The 24,677-nt window shown below is 73.4% G+C and carries 15 protein-coding genes; 5 read left to right on the plus strand and 10 right to left on the minus strand.

Features of this window, described 5'->3' with window-relative positions; all coding sequences use genetic code 11:
• Nucleotides 1–66: 66 nt before the first annotated feature.
• Nucleotides 67–1,350, minus strand: coding sequence for an ABC transporter substrate-binding protein (locus FHX31_RS23650; RefSeq protein WP_013284480.1), 1,284 nt, complete (start codon nucleotides 1,348–1,350; stop codon nucleotides 67–69).
• Between the two features lie 350 nt (nucleotides 1,351–1,700).
• Between FHX31_RS23650 and FHX31_RS23655 the strand changes: the two genes are divergently transcribed.
• A complete protein-coding gene (locus FHX31_RS23655; protein ID WP_013284479.1) occupies nucleotides 1,701–2,726 on the plus strand; it encodes a LacI family DNA-binding transcriptional regulator in 1,026 nt (341 codons plus the stop codon).
• Nucleotides 2,727–2,737: 11 nt separating this feature from the next.
• On the opposite strand, the gene FHX31_RS23660 is transcribed toward FHX31_RS23655, so the two are convergent.
• Complete coding sequence (locus FHX31_RS23660; RefSeq protein WP_184977201.1) at nucleotides 2,738–5,155, minus strand: bifunctional diguanylate cyclase/phosphodiesterase; 2,418 nt, start codon at nucleotides 5,153–5,155, stop codon at nucleotides 2,738–2,740.
• 430 nt (nucleotides 5,156–5,585) lie between these two features.
• Here FHX31_RS23660 and FHX31_RS23665 point away from each other — a divergent pair, with 430 nt between their 5' ends.
• Nucleotides 5,586–5,969 (plus strand): PH domain-containing protein, encoded by a 384-nt coding sequence (locus FHX31_RS23665; protein WP_030270122.1) that lies wholly within the window; start codon nucleotides 5,586–5,588, stop codon nucleotides 5,967–5,969.
• Nucleotides 5,970–5,980: 11 nt separating this feature from the next.
• Here FHX31_RS23665 and FHX31_RS23670 read toward each other — a convergent pair whose 3' ends face one another.
• Nucleotides 5,981–6,907 carry a 2-hydroxyacid dehydrogenase gene (locus tag FHX31_RS23670; RefSeq protein WP_091329749.1) on the minus strand — a complete coding sequence of 309 codons (927 nt, stop codon included), beginning with the start codon at nucleotides 6,905–6,907 and terminating at the stop codon, nucleotides 5,981–5,983.
• A gap of 143 nt (nucleotides 6,908–7,050) precedes the next feature.
• On the opposite strand from FHX31_RS23670, the gene FHX31_RS23675 reads away from it, so the two are divergent.
• The 3 genes from FHX31_RS23675 (at nucleotide 7,051) to FHX31_RS23685 (ending at nucleotide 11,784) form a co-directional block, all read left to right on the plus strand.
• Nucleotides 7,051–8,856, plus strand: coding sequence for a SpoIIE family protein phosphatase (locus FHX31_RS23675; RefSeq protein WP_091329751.1), 1,806 nt, complete (start codon nucleotides 7,051–7,053; stop codon nucleotides 8,854–8,856).
• Nucleotides 8,857–8,941: 85 nt separating this feature from the next.
• Nucleotides 8,942–10,117, plus strand: a complete 1,176-nt coding sequence (locus tag FHX31_RS23680; protein WP_091329753.1) for a PQQ-dependent sugar dehydrogenase — start codon at nucleotides 8,942–8,944, stop codon at nucleotides 10,115–10,117.
• Between the two features lie 53 nt (nucleotides 10,118–10,170).
• On the plus strand, nucleotides 10,171–11,784 hold the full coding sequence (locus FHX31_RS23685; RefSeq protein ID WP_184977202.1) for a metallophosphoesterase family protein: 1,614 nt from the start codon (nucleotides 10,171–10,173) through the stop codon (nucleotides 11,782–11,784).
• Between the two features lie 580 nt (nucleotides 11,785–12,364).
• Here the strand turns inward: FHX31_RS23685 and FHX31_RS23690 are convergent.
• From FHX31_RS23690 to ligA, 7 genes are all read right to left on the minus strand, one after another.
• On the minus strand, nucleotides 12,365–14,722 hold the full coding sequence (locus FHX31_RS23690; protein WP_184977203.1) for a transketolase-like TK C-terminal-containing protein: 2,358 nt from the start codon (nucleotides 14,720–14,722) through the stop codon (nucleotides 12,365–12,367).
• A 116-nt stretch (nucleotides 14,723–14,838) separates the two neighbouring features.
• Nucleotides 14,839–16,332: an Asp-tRNA(Asn)/Glu-tRNA(Gln) amidotransferase subunit GatB gene (gatB, locus tag FHX31_RS23695; protein WP_091329759.1), complete on the minus strand. Its 1,494-nt coding sequence runs from the start codon at nucleotides 16,330–16,332 to the stop codon at nucleotides 14,839–14,841.
• A gap of 124 nt (nucleotides 16,333–16,456) precedes the next feature.
• Nucleotides 16,457–17,608: a putative Ig domain-containing protein gene (locus tag FHX31_RS23700; protein WP_356954537.1), complete on the minus strand. Its 1,152-nt coding sequence runs from the start codon at nucleotides 17,606–17,608 to the stop codon at nucleotides 16,457–16,459.
• 254 nt (nucleotides 17,609–17,862) lie between these two features.
• Entirely contained in the window at nucleotides 17,863–19,338 is a 1,476-nt protein-coding gene (gene gatA, locus FHX31_RS23705; protein ID WP_030270135.1) for an Asp-tRNA(Asn)/Glu-tRNA(Gln) amidotransferase subunit GatA, read from the minus strand.
• A complete protein-coding gene (gene gatC / locus FHX31_RS23710; protein ID WP_013284468.1) occupies nucleotides 19,335–19,640 on the minus strand; it encodes an Asp-tRNA(Asn)/Glu-tRNA(Gln) amidotransferase subunit GatC in 306 nt (101 codons plus the stop codon). The genes gatA and gatC overlap by 4 nt, the downstream gene beginning before the upstream one ends.
• Nucleotides 19,641–19,745: 105 nt before the next feature.
• Entirely contained in the window at nucleotides 19,746–22,289 is a 2,544-nt protein-coding gene (locus FHX31_RS23715) for a putative bifunctional diguanylate cyclase/phosphodiesterase (protein ID WP_184977205.1), read from the minus strand.
• Nucleotides 22,290–22,440: 151 nt separating this feature from the next.
• Nucleotides 22,441–24,594: an NAD-dependent DNA ligase LigA gene (gene ligA, locus FHX31_RS23720; protein WP_013474300.1), complete on the minus strand. Its 2,154-nt coding sequence runs from the start codon at nucleotides 24,592–24,594 to the stop codon at nucleotides 22,441–22,443.
• Nucleotides 24,595–24,677: the final 83 nt, after the last annotated feature.

The following is a 24,677-nucleotide window of genomic DNA, read 5'->3' on the forward strand; positions in this document are numbered from 1 at the left end:
TCACTCCAGGGCCGGGAGATCGGACGGTGACGGGGCGGACCGGGCCGCCCCGTCACCGCTGACACGTCAGGACTTGGCGGCCTTCTCGGCCTCCTTGACCGCCTCGGACCAGGCGGCGTCGGACTTGAGCGACTTGTTCTCCACCCGCCGGATCACGTTCTCCACCGCCACCCGGGTCGGGCCGTTCTTCCGGCCCAGGTACTGCGGGGTGAGGCCCTGCGCCATCTTCGGGAAGATCTGGCCGACCGGGGCGTCGTTGAAGAACGGGTTCTTGAAGTCGGCGATCGCCGGGTCGGTGTAGAGCGCCGGCTGCGACGGCAGGTTGCCGACCTTCTTGAAGATCTCGATCTGCTGCTCCGGCGCGACCAGCCAGGTCAGCAGCTTGTACGCCTCGTCGACGTTCTTGCCCTGCTTCGGCAGCGTCAGGAAGGAGCCACCCCAGTTGCCGCCGCCACCCGGTACCGCGGCGATGTCCCACTTGCCCTCGGTGCCCGGCGCGGTGTCCTTGATGTGGCCGAGCATCCAGGCCGGGCAGGCGAGCACCGCGAACGCGCCGCTGGTGAAGCCCTTGTCCCAGTCGGCCTGGAAGCTGACCAGGTTGGCCGACAGCCCGGCGCCCACGGCCTTGACCGTGTAGTCGAACGCCACCTTCGGGCCCTGCTCCATCCGGAGCTGGTCCTGCTCGTCGTAGAAGCCGACCGGCTGCTGGCCGAGGATCGGGTTGAACAGGTTGGTGCCGGCGTCGATGAACTTCTTCTTCGTCGTGGCGGTGTACTGCTGGCCGACCTCGATGAACTTGTCCCACGTGGGCCAGAGCGCTGACACCTGGTCGCGTTCGGTGGGCAGGCCGGCGGCCTTGAACAGGTCGGTGCGGTAGCACATGGCCAGTCCGCCGACGTCGGTGCCGAGACCGATCTGCGTCTTGCCGTCGGCCGACAGCGACTGCTTCCACTTCCAGGGCAGGTACTTGCTCTCGTACGAGCCGGCGCCCTTGTCGAGCAGGTTGACGAACTTGTCGGACTGGCTGCGGAACTGGACCATGAAGCCCTCGTCGATCGCCGCGATGTCCGGCGCCCCGTTGCCGGCGACGAGCTTCTTCTGCAGGTCCTCGTGCTGGGCGTTGTACTCGCCCGAGTTGAGCTGGATCTTGACGTTCGGGTGTTCGGCCTCGTACTTGGCCTTCAGATCCTGGAGCCCGAAGTCGCCCCAGAAGTTGATTTTCAGCGTGACCTGACCACCGGCCGAGTCCGAGCCGCCGGTGGTGCTCCTGCCGCTACAGGCGGCGATCATGACCAGGCTGACGGCACCGACGGCGGCCACGCGCGCCAGGTGCGTCCAGGACCGTTTCATGTCATCCTCCGCGCCGAATGGGAACGCTCCCGATATCGAGGAACGTTGACTGAACCGGATAAGTGAGGCCACCGTACGGTTCACCTTCAGGGCTGTCAACGGGCGGTTACCGATGTGCCCGTCCGGTAACCTCGCCGCCGCTCACGACTGCCGTTCACGGCCGTCCAGGGCAGGTGCCGGGCGATCGGCGCTCTAAGCTGAACCGCACAAGCGACGGCCGCCGGAACCCGTCCACCGCCACCCGCCGGTGGCACCCGGGACCGGCGCGGCGTGCAGTAGCGTCACCAGACGCCGGTGACCCGGCGACCGAGAACGCCCGCGAGGGCCGGACACAGTGGAGGAACGCTTCGGTGAAGCGGCCGACCATCGCCGACGTCGCCCGGCGCGCCGGGGTCTCCAAGGGCGCGGTGTCGTACGCGCTCAACGGCCAGCCCGGTGTCTCCGAGGCGACCCGGCAGCGGATCCTCGCCATCGCCGCCGAGATCGGATTCCGTCCGAGCAGCGCCGCCCGCGCACTGTCCGGCGCCACCGCCAAGGCGGTCGGGCTGGCACTGTGCCGCCCCGCCCGGATACTCGGCATCGAGCCGTTCTTCATGGAGCTGATCAGCGGCGTCGAGGCCGAACTGTCGGCCCGCTCGTACGCGCTCACGCTCCAGGTGGTCAGCGACCAGGAGGCCGAGATCGCCGTCTACCGGCGGTGGTGGGCCGAACGCCGGGTGGACGGTGTGCTCGTCTGCGACCTGCGCACCGACGACCGGCGGGTGCCGGCACTGGAGGAACTGCAACTGCCGGCGGTGGTGATCGGCGGACCCGGGCACACCGGCGGCCTGGCGAGCGTCTGGGCCGACGACGCGGCGGCCCTCGTCGAGACGGTGGAGTACCTGGTCGCGCTCGGCCACCGGCGCATCGCCCGGGTCGGCGGGCTGCCCACGCTGCTGCACACCGAGATCCGCACCGAGGCGTTCACCGGCGTGTGCCGGCGGCTCGGGCTGGACGAGGCGACCACCGTCTGGTCCGACTACACCGGCGAGGAGGGCGCGCGCGCCACCCGCCGGCTGCTCAGCTCCGCCGGCCGCCCCACCGCGGTGATCTACGACAACGACGTGATGGCGATCGCCGGGCTCTCGGTGGCCCAGGAGATGGGCCTCACCGTGCCCGGCGACCTGTCCATCGTGGCCTGGGACGACTCGCCGCTCTGCCGGCTGGTGCACCCGCCGCTCACCGCGCTGGGCAGGGACATCCCGGCGTACGGCGCGCACGCCGCCCGGCAGCTCCTGGCCGTGATCGCGGGCGAGCCGGCAGCCGTCGTGCAGGACGAGACGGCGCACCTGACGCCGCGCGGCAGCACCGCCCCACCTCGTACGACGACCCGCTGAACCGGTTCAGCTCACCGGGCGGTGGACGGATACTCCTCGAACCACGCCTCGACCCGCTCGGCGGTCGCCGGCCGGGCCAGCGCGAAGCCCTGGCCGTACCGGCAGCCGGCCCGCCGCGCGCCCGCCACCTGCCCCTCCGACTCCAGCTCCTCGACCACCAGCTCCACGCCGAGCCGGTCGGCCAGGTTCGCCACCACGTCGATCAGCGGGCGCTGACCGTCCCCACCCGGGCCGACCAGGTGCGGACCCACCTTGAGCAGGTCGATCGGCAGCCGGCGGAGCTGCGCGAGCGAGGCGTGCTCGGCCCGGAAGTCGTCGAGCGCGATCCGCACACCGATCGACCGCAGGCCGGCCAGCCGGGCCACCACTGTGGACAGCTCCAGTCCCACCACCGGCTCGGCCACCTCCACCACCAGCCGTTCCGGTGCCACGTCGTACGCGGCCAGCGCAGTCGCGGTACGCGCCACGAAGTCCGGCGCGGCCAGCTCGCGCGGCGTCACGTTCACCGCCATCCACAGCTCGCGGCCGCCCTCCGACCACGCGGCGAGCTGGCGGCAGGCCCGGTCCAGCACCCACCGCCCGATCTCGCCGGTCAGGTCCAGGTCGGCCGCCACCGGCAGCAGCTCCGCCGGGAGCACGGTGCCCAGCGCCGGGCTGCGCCATCGCAGCAACGCCTCCGTACCCACCGGCATCCGGTCGGCGAGCGCCACCACCGGCTGGTAGACCAGGTCCAGCTCACCGCGCGCCACCGCGCCGGGCAGCTCCCGCTCCAGATCCAGGCGGCGGACCAGCTGCTCCTCCAGGTAGGCGTCGTACCACTCGACCCGGTCCCGGCCGAGCTGCACAGCCCGGCGGCGGGCCAGGTCCGCCTGGCGCAGCACGTCCTCCGGATCGCCGCCGCTGGTCTCGGCCAGCCCGACGCTCACCCCGAGCCGGGCGACGCCTCCGGGCCGGGGGTACGGCTCGGCCAGCGCCGCCAGCAGCCGCAGGCCGAGCGCGTACGCGAGCACCGGCCCGAGATCGGTGAGGACGGCGTACTCGGTGTCGCCGAGCCGGGCCACCAGATCGTGCGTCTCGGAGCTTGCCCGCAGCCGACGCGCGGCCTCGCTGAGCACCGGCCCCTCCGGCACGGCGCCACCCACCCCGTGCAGGTCGACGACGAGCAGCCCGCCGCCACTGCGTTCCGCCATCGCCCGGACCAGATCCGCGCGGGTCAGCGGCACGGGCTCCACCGGCCGGGAGTCCGGTCCGAGCCGGCGCCGCAACCACGCCTCGCGGGCCGCGAGCCGTTGCACCCGGCGGCGCTGGTCGGCGGCGGCGAGCAGCTCACCCACCATGATCGGCGGAATGACGGCCAGGCCCAGGGCCATCGCGGCGGTGCTGAACTCCCCCGCCGTACCCAGGTGGATCCCGGCGGCCAGCGCGGCGATCCCGGCCGGCGCGGTGAGGCGGGGCCAGGCGGCCGGCGCCGCGTCCCGGCCCGGCCGCTCACCGCCCGAGGTACGCCGGGTGCCTGCGGCCGTGAGCAGCGCCCCGGCCACCAGGGGCGCCGCGACGAGCGGCAGCACCCGGTCCGGCGCGCCGTAAGCCAGCAGCACCACCAGTAGCGTCAGCCCGCCGAGCGTCAGGGCGGCCCCGGCGTGGCAGCGCGCGGCGCCCGGCCGGCGGCGGCGTTCGGCGACGGCCGCCACCGCGAGCACGGCGAGCACCACCGCGCCGCCCGCCGCCACCATTCCGGCCACGGCCGGGACCGGGCCGCCCGGCAGCAGCATCCAGCCCGCGAAGACCAGGCTGACGCCGAGCGCCAGCACGTCGACGGTACGGCGCACCAGCTCCGGGCCGGACAGCCGCGATCGGCCGGGCAGGCGCAGCAGGGCCGTCACGTGCAGCGCCCCGGTGAGGCACAGCCCGGCCAGCGCGATCGGCAGCCGGTGGGCGGCGTCGCTCAGCGGCAGCACCGCGACGGTGAGCCCGGCGACCAGGACGGCGCTGTCCAGGATGGCGGCGACCCGGCGGGACAGCGCAGCCCGGCGAGCCCGTCGCCCGGTCCTCGGGCCGAGCGCCGTCGCGCCATGGGTCACGGCGAGGTCCGGAGCTTCGCCCGTCGGCACGGGACGGTCGATCGGCGCGGGGTGGCCGTTCGGCGCGGGGCGGTCGGGCGGCGCGGGGCCGTCGGGCGGCGCGGGACGGTCGGGCGGCGCGGGGTGGCCGGTCGGTGCGGGGCTGTCGGGCGGTGTGGCGGCTCCGGCCAGCCAGGCGAGCCGGACGCAGGCGAGGGCGAAGCCTCCGGCGACGGCGAGCGCGGCGGCTGCGGGGCCGGGCAGGGCAGCGGCGACGCCGGCGAGGAGGAAGGCCGTGCCGACGAGTGAGACGGCGACATCGGGCAGGACTGATCGCCGACGGGGAACGGCGGGAGGGGGGACGGGCACGGCGGTCGCCTTCGTGAGGGGGCACGGGGGCGGTGCGGTTGCGGTACGCGGTACGACGTGCGGGGTCGGGGCGGTACGGGAACGCATCGGCGGGGACCGCTGCGGCCACGCCTAGGAACGATCCCGGAAGCGCCCGGTGACGTCACCGCCGCAGTGACATCCGTCACATCAACGTCGGTCACCGGCCCGGATCACGCCCAAGATCGACGCGTCGGTCCCGCGTCGGTCTCCCGCGCGAGATCTTGGAAGGAAACGGCCCGCGGAGGGGCCCAACGCTTCCAAGATCTCCAACTCGAGCGAGATCTTGGTACCGGACCGCCCCGCGAGGGGCGGAACCGTACCAAGATCGTCGGCGGGAGCGGGGAGGGACGCGGGGAGGGTGGGGACGCCCGCGGGGTGGGGTGGACTGGCCGGGTGGGATCATCGGGGGGTGAGCCGCGCCGATACCGTCCGTTTCCGTCACAACCAGGCCATCCTGGTCGCCGCGATCGTCGCCTTCATCGGCGCGCTGCCGCTGGCCTCCGCCCGCTGGTGGCTGCTCTGGGTGCTGCTCGTGCCGCTCGCCGTCGCGGTCTGGGCGTGGCGGGCCGGCACCGACGCCGATGCCCGGGAGCTGCGGCTGCGGGCGCTCGTCGGGCAGCGCCGGGTGCCGTGGAACCAGGTCGCCGAACTCGCCGGTGACCCCCGCGGCCGGGCGGTGGCCCGGCTCGACGACGGCGAAGTGGTGATGCTGCCGGCGGTACGCGCCACCGAACTGCCCCGGCTGATCGCCGTCACCGGGCAGGAGCTGCCGGACACCGGCAGCGATCATTAAGCCACCCGCGATCAGTAGCCGTCGACCACCCGGTTCGTCAGCTCCTCCCCGGCCACGTACCGGCGCAACTGCTCGCCCACCAGGCGGTACGCGCGGGGCAGCAGCCCGCGTACCGAGCCGGCGACGTGCGGGGTGAGCAACACGTTCGGCAGCTCCCACAGGGGATGGTCGGCGGGCAGCGGCTCCGGGTCGGTGACGTCCATCGCCGCGCGCAGGCGGCCCGAGGTCAGCTCGGCCACAAGCGCCGAGGTACGCGCCACCGGCCCGCGGGCGGCGTTGACGAGCAGCGCGCCGTCAGGCATCGCGGCGAGGAAGCGCTCGTCGACCATGCCCCGGGTCTGCTCGGTCAGCGGCACCAGGAGGACCACCACGTCCGCCTCGGGCAGCAGCGCGGGCAACTCGTCCACCCCGTGCACGCCCTGGCCGGGTCGCGGCGTACGGGCCACGAGCGTGAAGCTCACCTCGAACGGGGCGAGCCGGTCGCGTACCGCGGTGCCGATCGAGCCGGCGCCGACGATCAGCACCCGCTTGCCGGCCAGTTCGTCGGTGGGCGCCACCTCGTCGTACGCCCACTCGCGCCGGGCCTGCGCACGGGCCAGCGGCGCGAATCCGCGCAGCGAGGAGAGGATCGCGGCGACCACCCATTCGGCGGTGGGTGAGTCGTGCACGCCCCGGGCGTCGCAGAGCGTCACGCCGTCGGGGATCCGCCCCACCCAGGCGTCCGCCCCGGCGGAGAGCAGTTGCACCACCTCGACGTCGGGCAGCTCGGCGAGGAGCGCCCCGGCGTCCGGGCCGGACAGGAACGGTGGCACCCAGAACCGCACCCCGGACGGGGACGACGGCGGCCGCCGCGGGTCGTCCAGCAGTTCCACGGTGACGCCGGGCGGCAGCTCGCCGAGCAGCCGGCGGCCCTCCGGGTGCGGGATCCATACCTTCACGACCGCCGACGATATCGGCCCCGGACCGGCCGGCGCGGCGTGACCCGTGACGAACACCGCGCCGGGAATGGAGTGGCGGCCCGGCGGGGTATAACCGAGAACGGGATGCCGGTCGGGTGTTCCGCTTGCTGAGGGCGGTGGCGATGAGCGAGGACGGCCGGGGACGGGTGTCCGTGCCGATTCCGGCGCTCGCCGACCCCGACCGGTTGCGTTCACTCGACGAGACCCGGCTCGACGCCGTACCGGACGAGGCGTTCGACAGGTTCGCGCGTCTGGTCGGCGACCTGCTGGACGTGCCTGTCGCACTCGTCTCCCTGGTGGACGCCGAGCGCCAGTTCTTTCCCGGCGCGACCGGCCTGCCGGAGCCGTGGGCGGCCCGCCGGGAGACGCCGCTGAGCCACTCGTTCTGCCAGCACGTCGTCGACATCGAGATGCCGCTGGTGCTGCCCGACGCCCGCCTCTACCCGCGCGTACGCCTCAACCTGGCGATCGAGGACCTGGGCGTGGTGGCGTACGCGGGCATGCCGCTGACCGACCTGGAGGGGCGGGTGCTCGGCTCGCTCTGCGCGATCGACAGCAAGCCCCGGGCCTGGACGAAGGAGCAGCTGCGGACGCTCGCCGACCTGGCTGCCGCGTGCTCCTCGGAGCTGCGACTACGTATTGCGGTCCGCGGCGCCGAGCAGGCCCGCCGCCGTGCGGAGGAGGCGCACGACCGGCTCGCCATGCTGGCCGGGATGAGCGAGATGCTCGGCGGCACGCTCGACGTGGCCACCGCCGTGGACCGGCTCGGGCACGCGATGGTGCCGCTGCTCGCCGACTGGTGCCTGATCACGCTCGTCGACCCGGCGGGCCGGCCACGCACCGTCACCGGCGTGCACCGCGACGCCGAGCGCGAGGCCGACCTGACCCGCTTCGCCGAGTTGCTGACCACCGGGCTCAGCGCGGAGTCGCAGATCCGGTCGGTGCTGCGTACCGGGCGGCCGGCGGTGCGCGCGGTGGCCGACCTGGACGACGTGGCGCGCGGGACCACGCGCCCGGAGCTGGTGCCGCTCGCCGACCGGCTCGGCATCGGCTCCCACCTGACCGTGCCGATCACCGCCGCCGGGGACCGGGTGATCGGCGCCGTCACGCTCGTCAACCGTCAGGGGCGGCGCGGTTTCGACGCCAGCGACCTGCGCACCGCGCAGGACATCGGGGTACGTGCCGGACAGGCGGTCGGCAACAGCCGCCTCTACGGGGAGCAGCGGCACGTGGCCGAGGTGCTCCAGCACAGCATGCTGCCGAGCCTGCCGGCCGTGCCCGGAATCGAGCTGGCCGCCCGCTACCTGCCGGCCGCCGACCGGGTGGAGGTGGGCGGCGACTGGTACGACGCGTTCGTCCAGCCCGACGGCGAGCTGATCGCCGCGATCGGCGACGTCGCCGGGCACGACATCGAGGCGGCGGCCACCATGGGCCAGTTGCGCAACCTGGTGCGGGGCAACGCGTACGGGCGTAACGACCCGGTGGAGGATCTGGTTGCCCACCTCGACCAGGCCATGGGCGGGCTGCGGGTGCCCACCGTCGCCACCGCCGTGCTGGCCCGGGTCCGCCCGGCCGACGACGGGCTGACGGTCTTCTGGTGCAACGCGGGGCATCCGCCGCCGCTGCTGGTCCGCGCCGACGGCACGGTCTCGGTGGCCGACGGCCGCGGGCCGCTGCTCGGGCTGGCCCGGCCGCCCCGGCGTACCGGCCGGACGCTGACCCTGGCACCGGGCGACACGCTGCTGCTGCACACCGACGGGCTGATCGAGCGCCGGGACCAGCCGATCGACGAGGGACAGGCCGAGCTGCTCGCCCACCTCGAGGCCGGCGGGCCGGGCGTACCGCTGGACCTGCTCTGCGACCGGCTGCTCGCCGCCGCGCACCGGCGCGAGGACGACGTCGCCCTGCTCGCGCTGCGGGCCGGCTGACCGGTACTCCTCCGAACGGCCGGACGCGGGCAGGGGTGCGCGCGACGTGCCCGGTTCGCCGGTCCGCCCGGCTAGGCTGGGCCGGGTGAGCCCGCGTCTTGCGTACCCCCGTGTCAGCCGCCTCCGGACGGCGCTGGCGGCGTCCTGCGCGGCGTTGCTCCTGGGCGCCGCCGGCTGCTCCCTCGGCGAGCCCGAGCCGGACCCGGCCGGCGCACCGCCCAACCTGCCCACACCGTCCGGCACCGCGAGTCCCGGCGGGGCCGGTCAGCAGGTTGTCGCCACCGTGCTGGCCAAGGGGCTGGAGGTGCCGTGGGGCATCGCGTTCCTGCCCGACGGCGGGGCGCTGGTGACCGAGCGGGACAAGGGACGGATCCTCCAGGTCGGCCCGGAGTCCGGCCCGGACGGGCTGGCCGTCCGGCCGGTCCAGACCGTGCCGGACGTGGCCGCCGGCGGCGAGGGCGGCCTGCTGGGCATCGCGGTCTCCCCCGCGTACGCCAAGGACCGCACGGTCTTCGTCTACTACACGGCCGAGGACGACAACCGGATCGCGAAGATGCAGCTCGGGCAGGCGCCGAAGCCGATCCTGACCGGCATACCGAAGTCCGGCACGCACAACGGCGGCGGGCTCGGCTTCGGGCCGGACGGCCACCTCTACGCGAGCACCGGCGACGCGGGGCGCACCGAGAACGCCCAGAACGCCAAGAGCCTCGGCGGCAAGATCCTGCGGATCACGCCGGACGGCAAGCCGGCGCCGGGCAACCCCACCGCCGGGTCGCCGGTCTGGTCGACGGGCCACCGCAACGTCCAGGGCTTCGCCTGGACGCCGGACAAGAAGATGTACGCGGTGGAGTTCGGCCAGAACACCTGGGACGAGATCAACCAGATCAACAAGGGCGGGAACTACGGCTGGCCCCGGGTCGAGGGGCGCGGCGACGACAAGCGCTACGTGAACCCGATCACACAGTGGCCCACAGGTGACGCCTCCTGTTCCGGCCTGGCGGCGGCGGACCGTCTGCTCGTCGCCGCCTGCCTGCGCGGCCAGCGACTCTGGCTGGTGGAGCTGGCCGGCAACGGCACAGTCCTCGGTCAGCCGCGCGACCTGCTCAACGGCCGGTACGGTCGGCTACGGGCCGTCGCGGCGGCGCCGGACGGCTCGCTCTGGGTGAGCACGTCGAACCGGGACGGGCGGGGTACGCCCACCGCCGAGGACGACCGCCTCCTGCGGCTCGTCTTCGCCGACGGGGGCGCCGGCCGGAGCTGATCCGGCCCACCGGGTTTGTCAAGATCGCGCAAGGGGCAGGTCAGAATCTCAGCATGGACGGCCACGAGAACGAACAGCACCGCACCGGGGACGAGACGTCTCCGGAGCGCGGGCGCGCCCGCCGCCTGACGGCGTGGCGGCCCGGTCACCGGCTGCGCCGGCTGGGTGTCGTGCTGGCTCTGCTCGCGGTCACGCTCGGCGGCATCGTGATCGGCACGTACGCGGGCGGCCACGTCGGCACCGACATCGGCCCGTTCCGGGCCGAACTGAAGCTCAGCCCGTCGCTGTCCGGCGGCACCACCGTCGACATCCCGCCGCTGGGCGCGCTGCTGCTGGACAGCCACGACGGCCCGGCGTACCTCACAGTCGAGGTGGGCTCGCTGGATCAGGGGCGCACCGAGGCGCTCATCGACGACCCGGCCAGCATCAGCCGGGCCAGCCAGTCCGCCGTCCAGGACGTCCGCGACGGCGTGATGCGGCTCGGGCTGCGTACGCTCGCCTCGGTCGTGCTCGCAACGCTGCTGCTGGCCGCGCTCGTCTTCCGGGACGTCCGGCGTACCGCCTGGGCCGGCGGTCTGGCGCTGGTCGTGACCGCCGGCAGCCTCGGGGTGGCCGCGAGCACGCTGCGCCCGCAGGCGATCGAGGAGCCGCGGTACGAGGGCCTGCTGGTCAACGCGCCGGCGATCGTCGGTGACGCGCGGCGGATCGCGAACGACTACACCAAGTACGCCGAGCAGCTCCAACGGCTGGTCGGCAACGTCAGCAAGCTCTACACCACGGTCTCCGCCCTGCCCGTGGTGCAGCCGTCGCCCGGCACCACACGGGTGCTGCACGTGTCGGACATCCACCTCAACCCGACCGGCTGGCAGCTGATCCGTACCGTGGTCGAGCAGTTCGGCATCGACGTGGTGGTCGACACCGGCGACATGACCGACTGGGGCAGCGAGCCGGAGGCGTCGTTCGTCGGGTCGATCGGCCTGCTCAAGAAGCCGTACGTGTTCATCCGCGGCAACCACGACTCGCCGCGCACCGCCGCCGCGGTGGCGCAGCAGCCGAACGCGATCGTGCTGAACAACTCGGTCACCACAGTGGGTGGGCTGACCATCGCGGGCATCGGCGACCCCCGCTTCACCCCCGACAAGGAGACCTCACCGGCCGGCAGCGGCCTCACCTCGGCCGTCGCCGACCAGGTGATCGGCGCCGGCGAACAGCTCGCCGCCACGATCGACAAGTCGCCGCGCAAGGTCGACATCGCGCTCATCCACGACCCCGCCTCGGCCGGCCCGCTCTCCGGCGACTGCCCGCTCGTGCTCTCCGGGCACACCCACTCCCGGCAGGTGTCGAAGCTGCCGCAGGTGGAGGGCAAGCAGCCGACCACGCTGATGGTGCAGGGCTCCACCGGTGGGGCCGGGCTGCGCGGCCTGGAGGGCGAGAAGCCGACTCCGCTGACCATGACTGTGCTCTACTTCGACCAGCAGAAGCTGCTCCAGGCGTACGACGAGATCACTGTGGGCGGCACCGGGCAGTCGCAGGTCAACCTGGAGCGGCACGTCATCCGCGACCCGGCGAAGGGCGACCAGGTGCCGGTCACCCCGACCCCGACCCGCGGCCCGTCGGAGTCGCCGTCGCCGGGCACGACCACGCTGAGCCCCACCCCCACGAGCTGACCGCCCCGCTTTCTCGCCTTTCTCGCGGTCAGCCCGGCGCCCTACCGCACTGACACCCGGTCACTCGGCGTCACGAATCCCGTCCGGCCCGGGGATGTCCCGCCGCCGACTTTGCTTTGCACCCATCGGCGCAGCAGGAACCGAGCGTCACCGTCTGGGTGGGTGCAGAGCGGCGGGCGTTCCACTCCGCCCCAGCTCAGGGCGGTGATGCGGATATGGCTGCAGAGCAAAGGGGCCAAGAGGTGATCCCCCGGATCGCCAGAGGCGGTTACTCTCCGCAGCCATTCCCGCCGTCACTTTCCGTGAGGAATACCGTCCACCGCGCCACCCGAATCGGCCAGGACGCGGCCCGCCGTGCCGGAGTCGATCCGGGAAAGCCAGGACAGCCAGCAGAGCCCGGTCGCAGGTGCACCGGGCCGAGTGCCAAGGGCAGGCCGGGATCGGCCCGAGAGAGCCGGAAGACCGGCGAGCCGAGAGGCTGAGGCCCACCCGGAGGCCGGACCCCACCGCGAGGGCCCGGGGCCGCCCGGATGTCCGGCCGGCCCGTGGCGGCGTGCGGTCAGCGCAACGGACGCGCGCCTCAGCGCAGCGCGATCGCGGCCAGCGCGGCGTTGACGATGCTGCCGGGCAGCAGGTCGTGCAGCTCGTACAGCTCCCGGACGCTGCCGGACTGGCCGAACTCGTCCACCCCGAGCGGCACCGCCGGAGCGCCGACCGCCGAGCCGAGCCAGGCCATCGCGTGCGAGGCCGCGTCGTGCACGGTGACCACCGGCACCCGGTCGGCGAACGCCGACCGCAGCGCGCCCGGCACGCTCGGCACGGTCGCGGTCCGCACACCCTGGCGCAGCGTCCGCTGCCACGCGCGGTAGAGCCGGTCCAGGCTGGTCACGTCGACCACGTGCGCGGCCACGCCCTCCTCCGCCAGCTCCGCGGCGGCCGCGAGCACCTCCGGCAGAACCGCGCCGGAGGCGGCGAGCTGCACGACCGGGGCGTCAGCCAGATCGGGGTACGCCTGGTGCGCGTCGACGAGCCGGTACGCGCCGGCCACCACCTGCCGCCGCAGCACGGCGTCCCCGAGCCGTGCCCGGGCCGCCTCGAACGGTGCCTGGTCGATCGGCCGGGTGCTGAGCCGGAAGTAGTAGGCCCCGTCCTCGGCCGGCGCGGCTGTCGCGGCCGGAGCGGAGCCACCGGCGATCTGCCCGAGCGCGTCGCAGAGCAGCCAGTCGAGGCTGCCGGCGTACGCGGGCTCCAGGAACGTCACCCCGGGCAGCTCCAGGCCGACCGATGCGGTGATGGTGGACTGGTGCGCGCCGCCCTCCGGGGCCAGCGTGATGCCGGACGGGGTGCCTGCCACCACGAACCGGGAACCGGAGTACGTGCCGTACAGGAACGCGTCCAGACCGCGCAGCACGAACGGGTCGTAGACGGTGCCCACCGGCAGCAGCGGCTGGCCGGACAGGTCCCACGACAGGCCGAGCTGGCCGAGAAGCAGGAACAGGTTCATCTCGGAGATGCCCAGCTCGATGTGCTGCCCGGCGGGGCTCTCGGTCCAGCGCAGCATCCGGTCCTCGGTCCAGGAACGCTGCTCGGTCGGTGCGAAGACGCCCGTCTTGTTGATGAACCCGGCCAGGTTGGTCGAGGTGGCCACGTCCGGCGCGGTGGTCACCAGGTAGGGCGCAACCTGCGGATCACGGGCCAGGTCGACCAGCACCCGGCCGAAGACCTCCTGGGTGGAGACGGGCTTGTTCGCGCGTACCCTCGTGGTCTCCGGAACGGTGACGCCCAGCGCGCGCTCGCGCGGCGGGCGGGACAGCGCCTCCCGGCGCTCGCCGGCCCGGATGCCGGCCGGTGTCGCCGGGTCGAGACGGTCCCACTCGGTCTCCGGGGTCAGGCCCTGCGCGGCGCGCAGCGCGTCGACCTGCTCGGTGGTGAGCAGCGCCGAGTGGTTGCGCGGGTTGCCGGCGATCGGCAGGCCCCAGCCCTTGACCGTGTACGCGAAGACGACGCTGGGCCGATCGGTGACGGCGTCGCACTGGGCGTAGGCGTCGAGCATGGCCTGCGCGTCGTGCCCGCCCAGGTCGGTGACGAGCGGGCCCAGCTCGTCGTCGCCGATGTCGGCGACGAACGCGGCCACCTCGGCCGGCGCGCCGTCCAGGAACTGCTTGCGCAGCGCCGGCCCGGCCAGCCCGAACAGCGACTGGTACTGCTCGTTGGGCATCCGGTCGATCCAGTCGCGCAGCGCCGCGCCGCCGGGCCGGGCGTACGCCTCGGCCAGCTTGCGGCCGTACTTGACCTCCACGACGTGCCAGCCGGCGGCCTCGAACTGGCCGCGCCACTGGTTGATCCGGATGCCGGGTACGACCCGGTCCAGCGACTGGCGGTTGAAGTCGACGAGCCACATCACGTTGCCGAGCCCGGTGGTTGCCGGGTCGGCGACGGCCTCCCAGATGTTGCCCTCGTCCAGCTCGGCGTCACCGATGATGGCGACGAACCGGGAGTGCGGGCGCGCGCCGAAGTGCGCGTCGACGTAGCGGCGGGTGACGGCGGCGAACAGCGGCGCGGCGGCGCCCAGGCCGACCGAGCCGGTGGAGAAGTCCACCTCGTCCGGGTCCTTGGTGCGTGACGGGTACGACTGGAGCCCACCGCGTGCCCGCAGCTTCGGCAGGTACGACTTGTCGAGGTTGCCGAGCAGGTACTGGATCGCGTGGAACACCGGCGAGGCGTGCGGCTTCACCGCCACCCGGTCCTCGGCGTCCAGGTGGTGGAACCAGAGCGCTGTCATCGCGGTCACAAGGGAGGCGCTGGATGCCTGGTGGCCGCCGACCTTCACCCCGTCACCGGTGTCGCGGTCGTGGTTGGCCGCGTCGACGATGCGGGTGGCGAGCCAGAGCACCCGGCGCTGGATCTCGTCGAGGACGTCGAGGTCGTGCTGGTTCACGGTGACTCCATCCGGGCGTCGCCGTTGACGCCCTGTCCGGGGAGGGGTGGCGAGGCGTTAGGAAGGGCCCCTTCCCATGCACCAGGCGTTAAGAAGGGGCCCTTCCTTACAACACGTCAGGCGCCGAGGCGCGCCAGGATCAGCTCGCGGACGGTCTTCGCGTCCGCCTGGCCGCGGGTGGTCTTCATGACCGCGCCGACCAGCGCGCCGGCCGCCGCGACCTTGCCGCTGCGGATCTTGTCGGCGACGTCCGGGTTGGCGGCGATCGCCTCGTCAACGGCGGCGGTGAGCGCGCCGGTGTCCGAGACGACCTCCAGGTTGCGGTTGGTCATGATCTCGGTCGGCGAGCCCTCGCCGGCCACCACGCCCTCCAGCACGGTACGGGCCAGCTTGTCGTTGAGCTTGCCGGCGTCGACGAGGCCCTGCAGCTCGGCGACCTGGGCCGGGGTGGCACCGACGTCGGCCAGCTCCACGCCGGTCTCGTTGGCGCGGCGGGACAGCTCGCCCAGCCACCACTTCCGGGCGGCGGCCGGGGTGGCGCCGGCGGCCACCGTCGCCTCGATCAGCTCGACCGCGCCGGCGTTGACCACCGACTGCATGTCGAGGTCGGACAGGCCCCAGTCCTGCTGGATCCGCTTGCGGCGCAGCCGCGGCAGCTCCGGCAGGGCGGCCTTCAGCTCGGCCACCCACGCGGTGTCCGGGGCGAGTGGCACCAGGTCCGGCTCCGGGAAGTACCGGTAGTCGGTGGCGGTCTCCTTGGACCGGCCCGACGTGGTGTCGCCGGTGTCCTCGTGGAAGTGCCGGGTCTCCTGCGTGATCCGGCCGCCGGCCTCCAGCACCGACGCCTGGCGCAGCATCTCCGAGCGCACCGCCCGCTCGACCGAACGCAGCGAGTTGACGTTCTTGGTCTCGGTGCGGGTGCCCCACTCCTCGCCCGGCCGGTTCAGCGACGTGTTGACGTCGCAGCGCAGCGAGCCCTCCTCCATCCGCACGTCGGAGACGCCGAGCGAGCGGATCACGTCACGCAGCTCGGTGACGTACGCGCGGGCGACCTCGGGCGCGAGCGCGCCGGTGCCCGGGATGGGCTTGGTGACGATCTCGACGAGCGGGATGCCGGCCCGGTTGTAGTCGACGAGCGACTCGGTGGCGCCGTGGATGCGACCGGTGGCGCCGCCGACGTGCAGCGTCTTGCCGGTGTCCTCCTCCAGGTGCACCCGCTCGATGCCGATGCGCACCAGCTCGCCGTTGACCTCGACGTCCAGGTAGCCGTCGAAGCACAGCGGCTCGTCGTACTGGCTGATCTGGAAGTTCTTCGGCATGTCCGGGTAGAAGTAGTTCTTCCGGGCGAACCGGCACCATTCGGCGATCGAGCAGTTCAACGCCAGCCCGATCCGGATGGTCGCCTCGATGGCGGCCTTGTTCGCCACCGGCAGCGAGCCGGGCAGGCCGAGGCAGACCGGGCAGACCCGGGTGTTCGGCTCGCCGCCGAAGTCGGTCGGGCAGCCGCACCACATCTTGGTGTTCGTGCCCAGCTCGACGTGGGTCTCCAGGCCGATCACCGGTTCGAAGCGCGCGACGACCTCGTCGTACGCGGGCAGTGTCGTCGTCATCTGAGCTCCAGGCGCGATCCGGACAGAACCGTTCCAGCCTAATCGGCTGGCCCGGCCACCCCGATGCCGGGCTTCGAGATCACCGCACGGCGGCCCGCCACGACGACCTGGCCCGGGCCGGGCGTCACTCGGGTGCGGTGAAGCTCCGCCGGCGGTTGTAGGCCAGCACGAGCAGGATGCCGCCGACGGAGAAGGCCACGACGCTCAACAGCAGCAGTACGAGCGGCGAACCCGGCCCGGTGATCGGCAGCCACGCGCCACTCACCTTCGACGGCGAGGGCGTCGGCTGGGGCGCCACGGTGCTGCTGCTCGCCGACGGCGTGGCGGCCGGATCGCTCGGCGTCGGCGTCGCAGTCGGGGCGGCCGGGGTGGGCGTCGAGCCGGTCGGGGTCGCCGTGGGGGTGGCCGGGGCCGGGGCGGCGACGGTCAGGGACACCTCAGTCGTGGCGCTGGTGCTGTATCCCTTCGCCGAGACGGTGAAGGTGAACGTGCCGGCGCTGCCCGGGGTGCCGCGGAGCCGGCCCTCCTCGTCGAGGGTGAGACCGCCCGGCAGTGCCCCGGCGGCCAGGGCGAACGCGATGTCCGAGTCACCGTCGGCGGTGAACCGGAACGAGTAGGGCTTACCGGCAGTGGCGGCAGGCGGTTCGCCGGAGGTGAACGCCGTCGCCGCCTCGGCGACGACGACTGTGGCCTTCTGCTCGTCGAAGCGGTCGTTCTTGTCGGTCATCCGCAACGTGAACGTGTACGTGCCGGGGGTGGTCGGCGCGCCACCGAGCGACGTCCCGACCACGAGCATCCCCGGCGGCAGACCGCCCGACGTCACCGACAGCCGGTACGGCGCCGTCCCGCCCGTGGCCTCGACGGTGTGGATCGCGTACACCCGCCCGAGGTACATGGGCGACCGCGGCGTGCCGGACGTGATGACGACAGTCGGCTCGCGTACCTCGATGGTCGCCGTCTGCTCGTCGAAGAGATCGTTCTGGTCGGTCATCCGCAACGTGAACGTGTACGTGCCGGGCGTCGTCGGCGCACCACCGAGCGACGTCCCCACCACGAGCATCCCCGGCGGCAGACCGCCCGACGTCACCGACAACCGGTACGGCTCGGTGCCACCTGTGGCCTCCACGGTGTGGATCACGTAGACCTGCCCGATGACCATGACCGGCCGGGGCTTGCCCGAGGTGATGGTGACGGTCTCCGTGACGGCGGTGGCCGGTTGCGCGGTGGCGGGCTGCGCGGCGCCCAGCAGCAACGCCGCGACCATCGTCAGGGCCATGACCGGGCGAAGTGTCCCCATCGCACATCCAGCTCTCGGTCGGAACCGCTCGCGTCCGCCAGCGGGCCACAATCCAGTCGATCCAGCAGACCCGGAGTTTATTCGACCAGTGCCAGTGACCCCGGGCAATCCACTGATCGGTGATCACCGTGTCGCCGCGACGACAGCCGCGCCCGGCGCGGTCGTGGTGACCGCACCGGGCGCGGGACGTCGTCCGGTACGGAGGCGGGCGGCCCGCCTCCGTACCCCTTGGTTCAGAGCGCCGGCGGGGTGAGCGTGCCGACGGCGTTCTCCAGCGCGGCGGCGACCCGGTACATCCGGTCGTCGGCCATGGTCGGCGCCATGATCTGGAAGCCGACCGGGAGCCCGTCGGACAGGCCGCACGGCACCGAGATGGCCGGGCCGCCGTACAGGTTCGTCGGGATGGTGAACAGGTCGGCCAGGTACATCTGGTACGGGTCGGCGGTACGCGACCCGATCGGGAACGCCACGAACGGCGTGGTCGGCGAGATCAGCGCGTCGACCTGCTCGAACGCACTGGTGAAGTCCCGCGTGATGAGCGTGCGGACCTTCTGCGCCTGGCCGTAGTAGGCGTCGTAGTAGCCCGAGGAGAGGGCGTACGTGCCGAGCATGATGCGGCGCTTGACCTCGGGGCCGAAGCCGGCCTCGCGGGTCAGCGACATGACCTCCTCCAGCGACCGGTTGCCGTCGTCGCCGACCCGCAGGCCGAACCGGACGCCGTCGAACCGGGCCAGGTTGGAGGAGCACTCGCTCGGCGCGATCAGGTAGTACGCCGGCAGCGCGTACTTGAAGTTCGGGCACGAGACCTCGACGATCTCGGCGCCCAGCTTCGCCAGCGCCTCGGCGGCGTCGCGAAACGCGGCCATCACGCCGGGCTCCGCGCCCTCACCGGTGAACTCGGTGACCACGCCGAGCTTCACGCCGGTCAGGTCGCCGGTGGCGCCACGCCGCGCCGCGGCCACCACGTCCGGCACCGGGGCCGGGATCGAGGTGGAGTCGCGCGGGTCGTGACCGCCGATCACCTGGTGCAGCAACGCGGCGTCGAGCACGGTACGCGCGCACGGGCCGGGCGTGTCCAGCGACGAGGAGAACGCGACCAGGCCGTAGCGGGAGGTGCCGCCGTAGGTGGGCTTCGCGCCGACGGTGCCGGTGACCGCGCCGGGCTGGCGGATCGAGCCGCCGGTGTCCGAGCCGATCGACAGCGGTGCCTCGTACGCGGCCAGCGCCGCCGCGCTGCCACCGCCGGAGCCGCCCGGGATCCGCTCCAGGTCCCACGGATTGCGGGTCGGCCCGTACGCGGAGTACTCGGTGGAGGAGCCCATCGCGAACTCGTCCATGTTCGTCTTGCCGAGCATCACCGTGCCGGCGTCGCGCAGCCGCTCGACGATCGTCGAGTCGTACGGCGGGCGCCAGCCCTCCAGGATCTTCGACCCGACCGTGGTCGGCACGCCCTTGGTGGTGAGCACGTCCTTCACCGCGACCGGCACACCGGCGAGCGGGCCCAGTTCCTCACCGGCGGCGCGGCGCTCGTCCACGGCACGCGCGGCCGCCAGCGCCCCCTCGGTGTCGACGTGCAGGAACGCGTGCACCCGGTCGTCGACGGCGCCGATCCGGTCCAGGTGGGCCTGGGTGACCTCGACCGCGGAGGTCTCGCCGCTCGCCACCAGCCCGGCGATCTCGACAGCGGTCAACTTCGTCAGGTCGGTCATGAGGCCACATCCTCGTCCAGGATCCGCGGGACGCGGAACCGCTGCTCCTCGGCGTCGGGGGCGCCCGACAGCGCCTCCTGCGGGGTCAGGCCCGGCCGCACCACGTCCTCACGGAGCACGTTCGTCAGCGGCACGGAGTGGGACGTCGGCGGGATGTCCGCCGCGGCGACCTCGCCGACCTGCGCGACCGACTGGAGGATCACATCCAACTGGCCGGCGAAGGTGTCCAGTTCCTCCTCCGTGACGGCGAGCCGCGACAGTCGCGCGAGGTGCGCGACCTCCTCGCGGGAGATGGCGGCCATCAGTGCCCCCTTCGTGGCTGTCCTGAGACGTCTGCGGTGGGCCGGCCGCGCGTACGGGCGTGCTCGATGACGCGCGGTGACCGGAGCGAGTCTATTGTCCCGCCGTCACGACGACGCCTTCGACTCCCCCTCCGGGGCCGGACCGCTGCGGCTCCCCGCCTCCGCCGGGCGCACCGGACGGTAGCGGGACAGCCAGGCCACCAGGTCCTCGGCCGGCATCGGCCGGGCGTGGAACCAGCCCTGCGCCACGTCGCACCCGGCGGCGTGCAGCATCCGCCAGGTGCGCTCGTCCTCCACGCCCTCGGCCACCACACGCAGCCCGAGCGCCCCGGCCAGTTCGATCATCGAGCGGACGATCGCCGCGTCGTCCGGGTCCTCGGCCATCCCGAGGACGAACGACCGGTCCACCTTCACCTCGGACAGCGGGAGCCGCCGCAGGTGCTGGAGCGACGAGTAACCGGTGCCGAAGTCGTCGAGCGCGATGCCGACGCCGATGCGGTGCAGTTGGGTGATGCTGGCGAGCACCCGCCGCGGGTCGGCCATCAGCGCGCCCTCGGTGATCTCCACCTGGAGGCGCTCCGGCGGCACGCCGTACCGGGTCAGCCGGTCGGCGATCTGGTCGGCGATCTCGCCGGTGTGCAGGTCGCGGACGCTGACGTTGAGCGCGGCCCGCAGCGTGAGCCCGGCCGCCGACCACTTGGCGAGCTGCTCCACCACGTCGTCCACCACGCGGCGGGTGAGCAGCCGCATCACCGCGCTCTGCTCGGCGACCTGGATCAGCTCGCCCGGGTCGACCATGCCCCGGCGCGGGTGCCGCCAGCGCAGCAGCGCCTCGACGCCCACCACCTCGCCTGTCGCGATGGCGATCTGCGGCTGGTAGTACATGGTGATCTCGCCCGGGTGCCCGGCCTGCTCGTCCGGCCCGGCCACCGTGCTCCCGTCGGCGGTCGGCCCGATGACGCCCGGCGCACCGGTGCTCACGGCGGCCTCCGCGTCCTGGGTGACGTCGGCGTCGGCGGTCTCCGTCTCCGTCTCCGGCGCGAACTCCGCGTCGCCCACCACGAGCGGACCCGCGACCGGTCCGGCGCCGGCCCGGGCGGCCCGGCGGCGGATCGGGTCGGCGCCGGTGAGGATCCGCTCGATCAGGTCGTCGTCGTGCCGCTCCTCGACGCGCTCGCGGCGCCGTCGCAGCCAGCGGTTCGCCCCGTCGCCGGACCGTCGGCCGCCGTCGCGCGCCGGCCGCTGGTTGCGGGCCGGGCGGTCGGCCCGCACCGGCAGCGCCGGGGTCAGGGCGGCGCCGTCACCCCCGCGTACGCCCACAGTCTCCCCGCCCTGCGCGGACGGGCCGGACTCCAGCACCCGGCGCAGGTCGGCCAGCAGGCTCAGGCGCTCGGCCGAGTTGTGGTCGGACTCCGGCGCGTAGACCGCCACCGTGTCGTTGCGGTGCTTCGCGTCGTACATGGCCACGTCGGCGTGGCGCATCAGGGTGGCGAAGTCCTCGCCGTGGTCGGGGTAGAGCGCGATGCCGATGGCGCCGCCCACGTCCAGCGGCAGCCCGTCCAGCGGCACCGGTTCGGCGAGCGCGGCGACCACCCGGGCGGCCCGCTCGCGAGCCTGGTCGATGTCGGTGAGCCGGGGTACGACGATGGCGAACTCGTCGCCGCCGAGCCGCGCCACCATGTCACCGGCGCCCACAGCGCCCGTCAGCCGGGCGCTCACCTCGACCAGCAGGCGGTCCCCTACCGCGTGCCCGAGCGCGTCGTTGACGTGCTTGAACCGGTCGAGGTCGAGCAGCAGCAGCGCCAGGTGCGCGTCCGGCGCGCCCCGGGCGGCCCGGTCGCCGTGCAGGTGCACCTGCTCGGCCACCTCGGTGAGCAGCGCCTTGCGGTTGGGCAGCCCGGTGAGCGGGTCCACGTCGGCGAGCTGTTCCCGTTCGGCGGAGAGCCGGGCCATCCGGTAGACGGCGAACAGCGGCACCAGCACCAGCGGGATCAGCGCCGCGCTGGCCCGGGCGGCGGCCACCAGCACCGGCGCGAGCAGCAGCAGCGAACCGGTGGCGAGCAGCTCGTAGGCCAGGCCGCTACGGACGCTCGGCCACCACCTGTCGCCGAAGCGCAACCGGACCGCGGAGCTGACCAGCCCGTAGTTGACCACGAACCAGGCGACCGTCGCGCCGCCCACCGCCGCCACGTCGGTCCAGTGCAGACGGCCACCGTCGAACAGCTCACCCGGGCCCAGCCGGGTGACCGCGTACGCGGCGGCGAGCGCGCACGCGTACTGCGCGGCGTTGAAGCCGGTACGCCAGGGGGCGTACCCGAGCCGCCAGCCGCTGACCGCGACCGCCACGGCCTGCACCGCGACGGCCGGACCGAAGCCCCAGCCGAGCAGGATGGCGAAGGTGAAGCAGGTCGACGGGAACACCGCCGAGGTCTGCCGCCGACCGGGCGGGACGAACGGGCGGGCGTCGCAGGCGACGGCGAGCGCCGCCATCGTCCAGAACGCGGCCGGCAGTTCACTCCATCTGTCGGCGAGCGCGACGAGCGGCCCGGCCGAGACCGCCAGGGCGACCACGCCGATCGCGCCGACGAAGCCGAAGAACGGCCCGCTCCGCCCGGGCGGGACGGAGTTACGCGGGTCGCCGGTCTCCATCGCACCTCCCGGGGAACGTCCTGGCGCGCGCCGTCACGCGTCGTACGCCAATGAAACGCCCTCCGAGGCGATTTCCCCGACACGACAGTCACGAATCGGTCGTAGTCGTAATTAACTTGGTATCCGCCGGACGATCGCTGTGACCAGCCTGTCAGTCCTCCACCCGGGCCACCTCGCGGGCCGCCTCCGGGCCGGAGTCCAGCAGCACGCGGAATCCGTCCTCGTCGAGGATCGGCAGTTTCAGGGTGGCGGCCTTGTCGGCCTTGGAGCCGGGATTGTCGCCGACCACCACGAAGCCCGTCTTCTTGGAGACCGAGCCGGTCACCTTGCCGCCCCGGACCTGGATCGCCTCGGCCGCCTGGTCGCGGCTGAACCCGCCGAGCGTGCCGGTGACCACCACCGTGATCCCGTCGAGCGGTCGCGGCCCCTCGTCGGCGGCCTCCTCGGCCATCCGTACGCCCGCCTCGGCCCACTTGCGCACCACGTCGCGGTGCCAGTCGACGGCGAACCATTCCTTCACGCTCGCCGCGATGGTCGGGCCGACGCCGTCCACCGAGGACAGCTCCTCCTCACCGGCGGCTTCGATCGCGGCGACCGAGCGGAAGTGCCGGGCGAGCGCCTGGGCGGCGGTCGGGCCGACGTGCCGGATGGACAGCGCCACCAGCACCCGCCACAGGTCGCGTTCCTTGGCCTCGGCGAGGTTGTCGAGCAGCTTGGTGGCGTTGCTGCCCAGGCTGCCGTCCTTGTTGACGAAAAACGGCGACCGGCTCAACTGCTCGGCGTCGAGCTGGAACAGGTCGCCCTCGTTGGTGATGATCTGGGCGTCCAGCAGCGCCGCCGCGCCCTTCTCGCCGAGCACCTCGATGTCGAGCACCTTGCGGCTTGCCAGGTAGAAGACCCGCTCGCGAATCTGACCGGGGCAGGCCCGCCCGTTGGGGCAGCGGATGTCGACGTCGCTCTCCTTGGCCGGCGCGAGCGGCGTGCCGCAGGCCGGGCAGGTGGTAGGCATGACGAACGGGCGGGCGTCGGCCGGGCGCAGCTCGACCACCGGGCCGAGCACCTCGGGGATCACGTCGCCGGCCTTTCGCAGCACCACCGTGTCGCCGATGAGCACACCCTTGCGCTCGACCTCGCGGGCGTTGTGCAGGGTGGCGTAGGCGACGGTGGAGCCGGCCACCCGCACCGGCTGGAGCACGGCGCGCGGGGTGACCCGGCCGGTGCGCCCGACCTCCACCTCGATGTCGAGCAGCTTGGTGTTGACCTCCTCCGGCGGGTATTTGAAGGCGATCGCCCAGCGGGGCGCGCGGCTGGTCGAGCCGAGGCGGCCCTGGATGGAGACCGGGTCGACCTTGACCACCACGCCGTCGATCTCGTGCTCGACGTCGTGCCGGTGCCTGCCGTAGTAGGCGATGTATTCCGCGACGCCGGCCAGGTCGTCCACCACCCGCCACCGGTCGCTGGTGGGCAGCCCCCACGCCTTGAGTGCGGCGTACGACTCGGACTGCGCGGCCGGCCGGAACCCGGTGCGCGCGCCGACGCCGTGCACCACCAGGCGCAGCGGGCGGGAGGCGGTCACCCGGGGGTCCTTCTGCCGCAGGCTGCCGGCGGCGGCGTTGCGCGGGTTGGCGAACGGCGCCTTGCCCTGCTCGACCAGGCTCGCGTTCAGGTCGGCGAACGCGGCCACCGGGAAGTAGATCTCGCCGCGCACCTCGATCAGGTCGGGCACGTCGGGGAAGTCGCCGGCCGGGGTCAGCCGGGCCGGCACGCCCTTGATGCTGCGCACGTTGGCGGTGACGTCCTCGCCGGTGCGGCCGTCGCCCCGGGTGGCCGCGCGCACCAGCCGGCCCTTCTCGTAGGTGAGGTTGATGGCGAGCCCGTCGACCTTCAGCTCGCACAGGTAGGGCACCGGGCCGCCGGCGTCGCGCTCGACCCGCTCCGACCAGGCGGCCAGTTCCTCGTCGGCGAAGGCGTTGTCGAGCGAGAGCATCCGCTCGGCGTGCGTGACCGGCGTGAAGTCGGTGGAGAAGGTGCCGCCGACCCGCTGGGTGGGCGAGTCGGGGGTGCGCAACGCCGGGTATTCGGCCTCCAGCGCCTCCAGCTCCCGCAGCTGCTTGTCGAACTCCGCGTCGGTGACCGTCGGCGCGTCGAGCACGTAGTAGCGGTACTGGTGCTCGGTCAGCTCCTGGCTGAGCGTGGCGTGCCGCTCCCGGGCCGCCGGGGTCGGCTCGGCACCCGCCGCCGCGTCCTGGGCCGCGTCGACCGCTGGGGGAACCGCTTCTTCGGACACGCCGCCGCCTTCGGACACCGCTGTCGACCTCCCGTGTTCGTGCTACCCGAGAACCGTAGCGGTCGGCTGTGACAGTCGTCCGGCCACCCGCGCCGAGCAGG

This window comes from Micromonospora sp. CNZ286 (assembly GCF_014207755.1).

Excerpts from the sequence above, each read along its gene's own strand:
- FHX31_RS23650 (WP_013284480.1), bottom strand. The coding sequence starts at position 1,350 with ATGAAACGGTCCTGGACGCACCTGGCGCGCGTGGCCGCCGTCGGTGCC.
- FHX31_RS23675 (WP_091329751.1), top strand. The coding sequence starts at position 7,051 with ATGAGCGAGGACGGCCGGGGACGGGTGTCCGTGCCGATTCCGGCGCTC.
- FHX31_RS23685 (WP_184977202.1), top strand. The coding sequence starts at position 10,171 with ATGGACGGCCACGAGAACGAACAGCACCGCACCGGGGACGAGACGTCT.
- gatB (WP_091329759.1), bottom strand. The coding sequence starts at position 16,332 with ATGACGACGACACTGCCCGCGTACGACGAGGTCGTCGCGCGCTTCGAA.
- FHX31_RS23700 (WP_356954537.1), bottom strand. The coding sequence starts at position 17,608 with ATGGCCCTGACGATGGTCGCGGCGTTGCTGCTGGGCGCCGCGCAGCCC.
- gatA (WP_030270135.1), bottom strand. The coding sequence starts at position 19,338 with ATGACCGACCTGACGAAGTTGACCGCTGTCGAGATCGCCGGGCTGGTG.
- gatC (WP_013284468.1), bottom strand. The coding sequence starts at position 19,640 with ATGGCCGCCATCTCCCGCGAGGAGGTCGCGCACCTCGCGCGACTGTCG.
- FHX31_RS23715 (WP_184977205.1), bottom strand. The coding sequence starts at position 22,289 with ATGGAGACCGGCGACCCGCGTAACTCCGTCCCGCCCGGGCGGAGCGGG.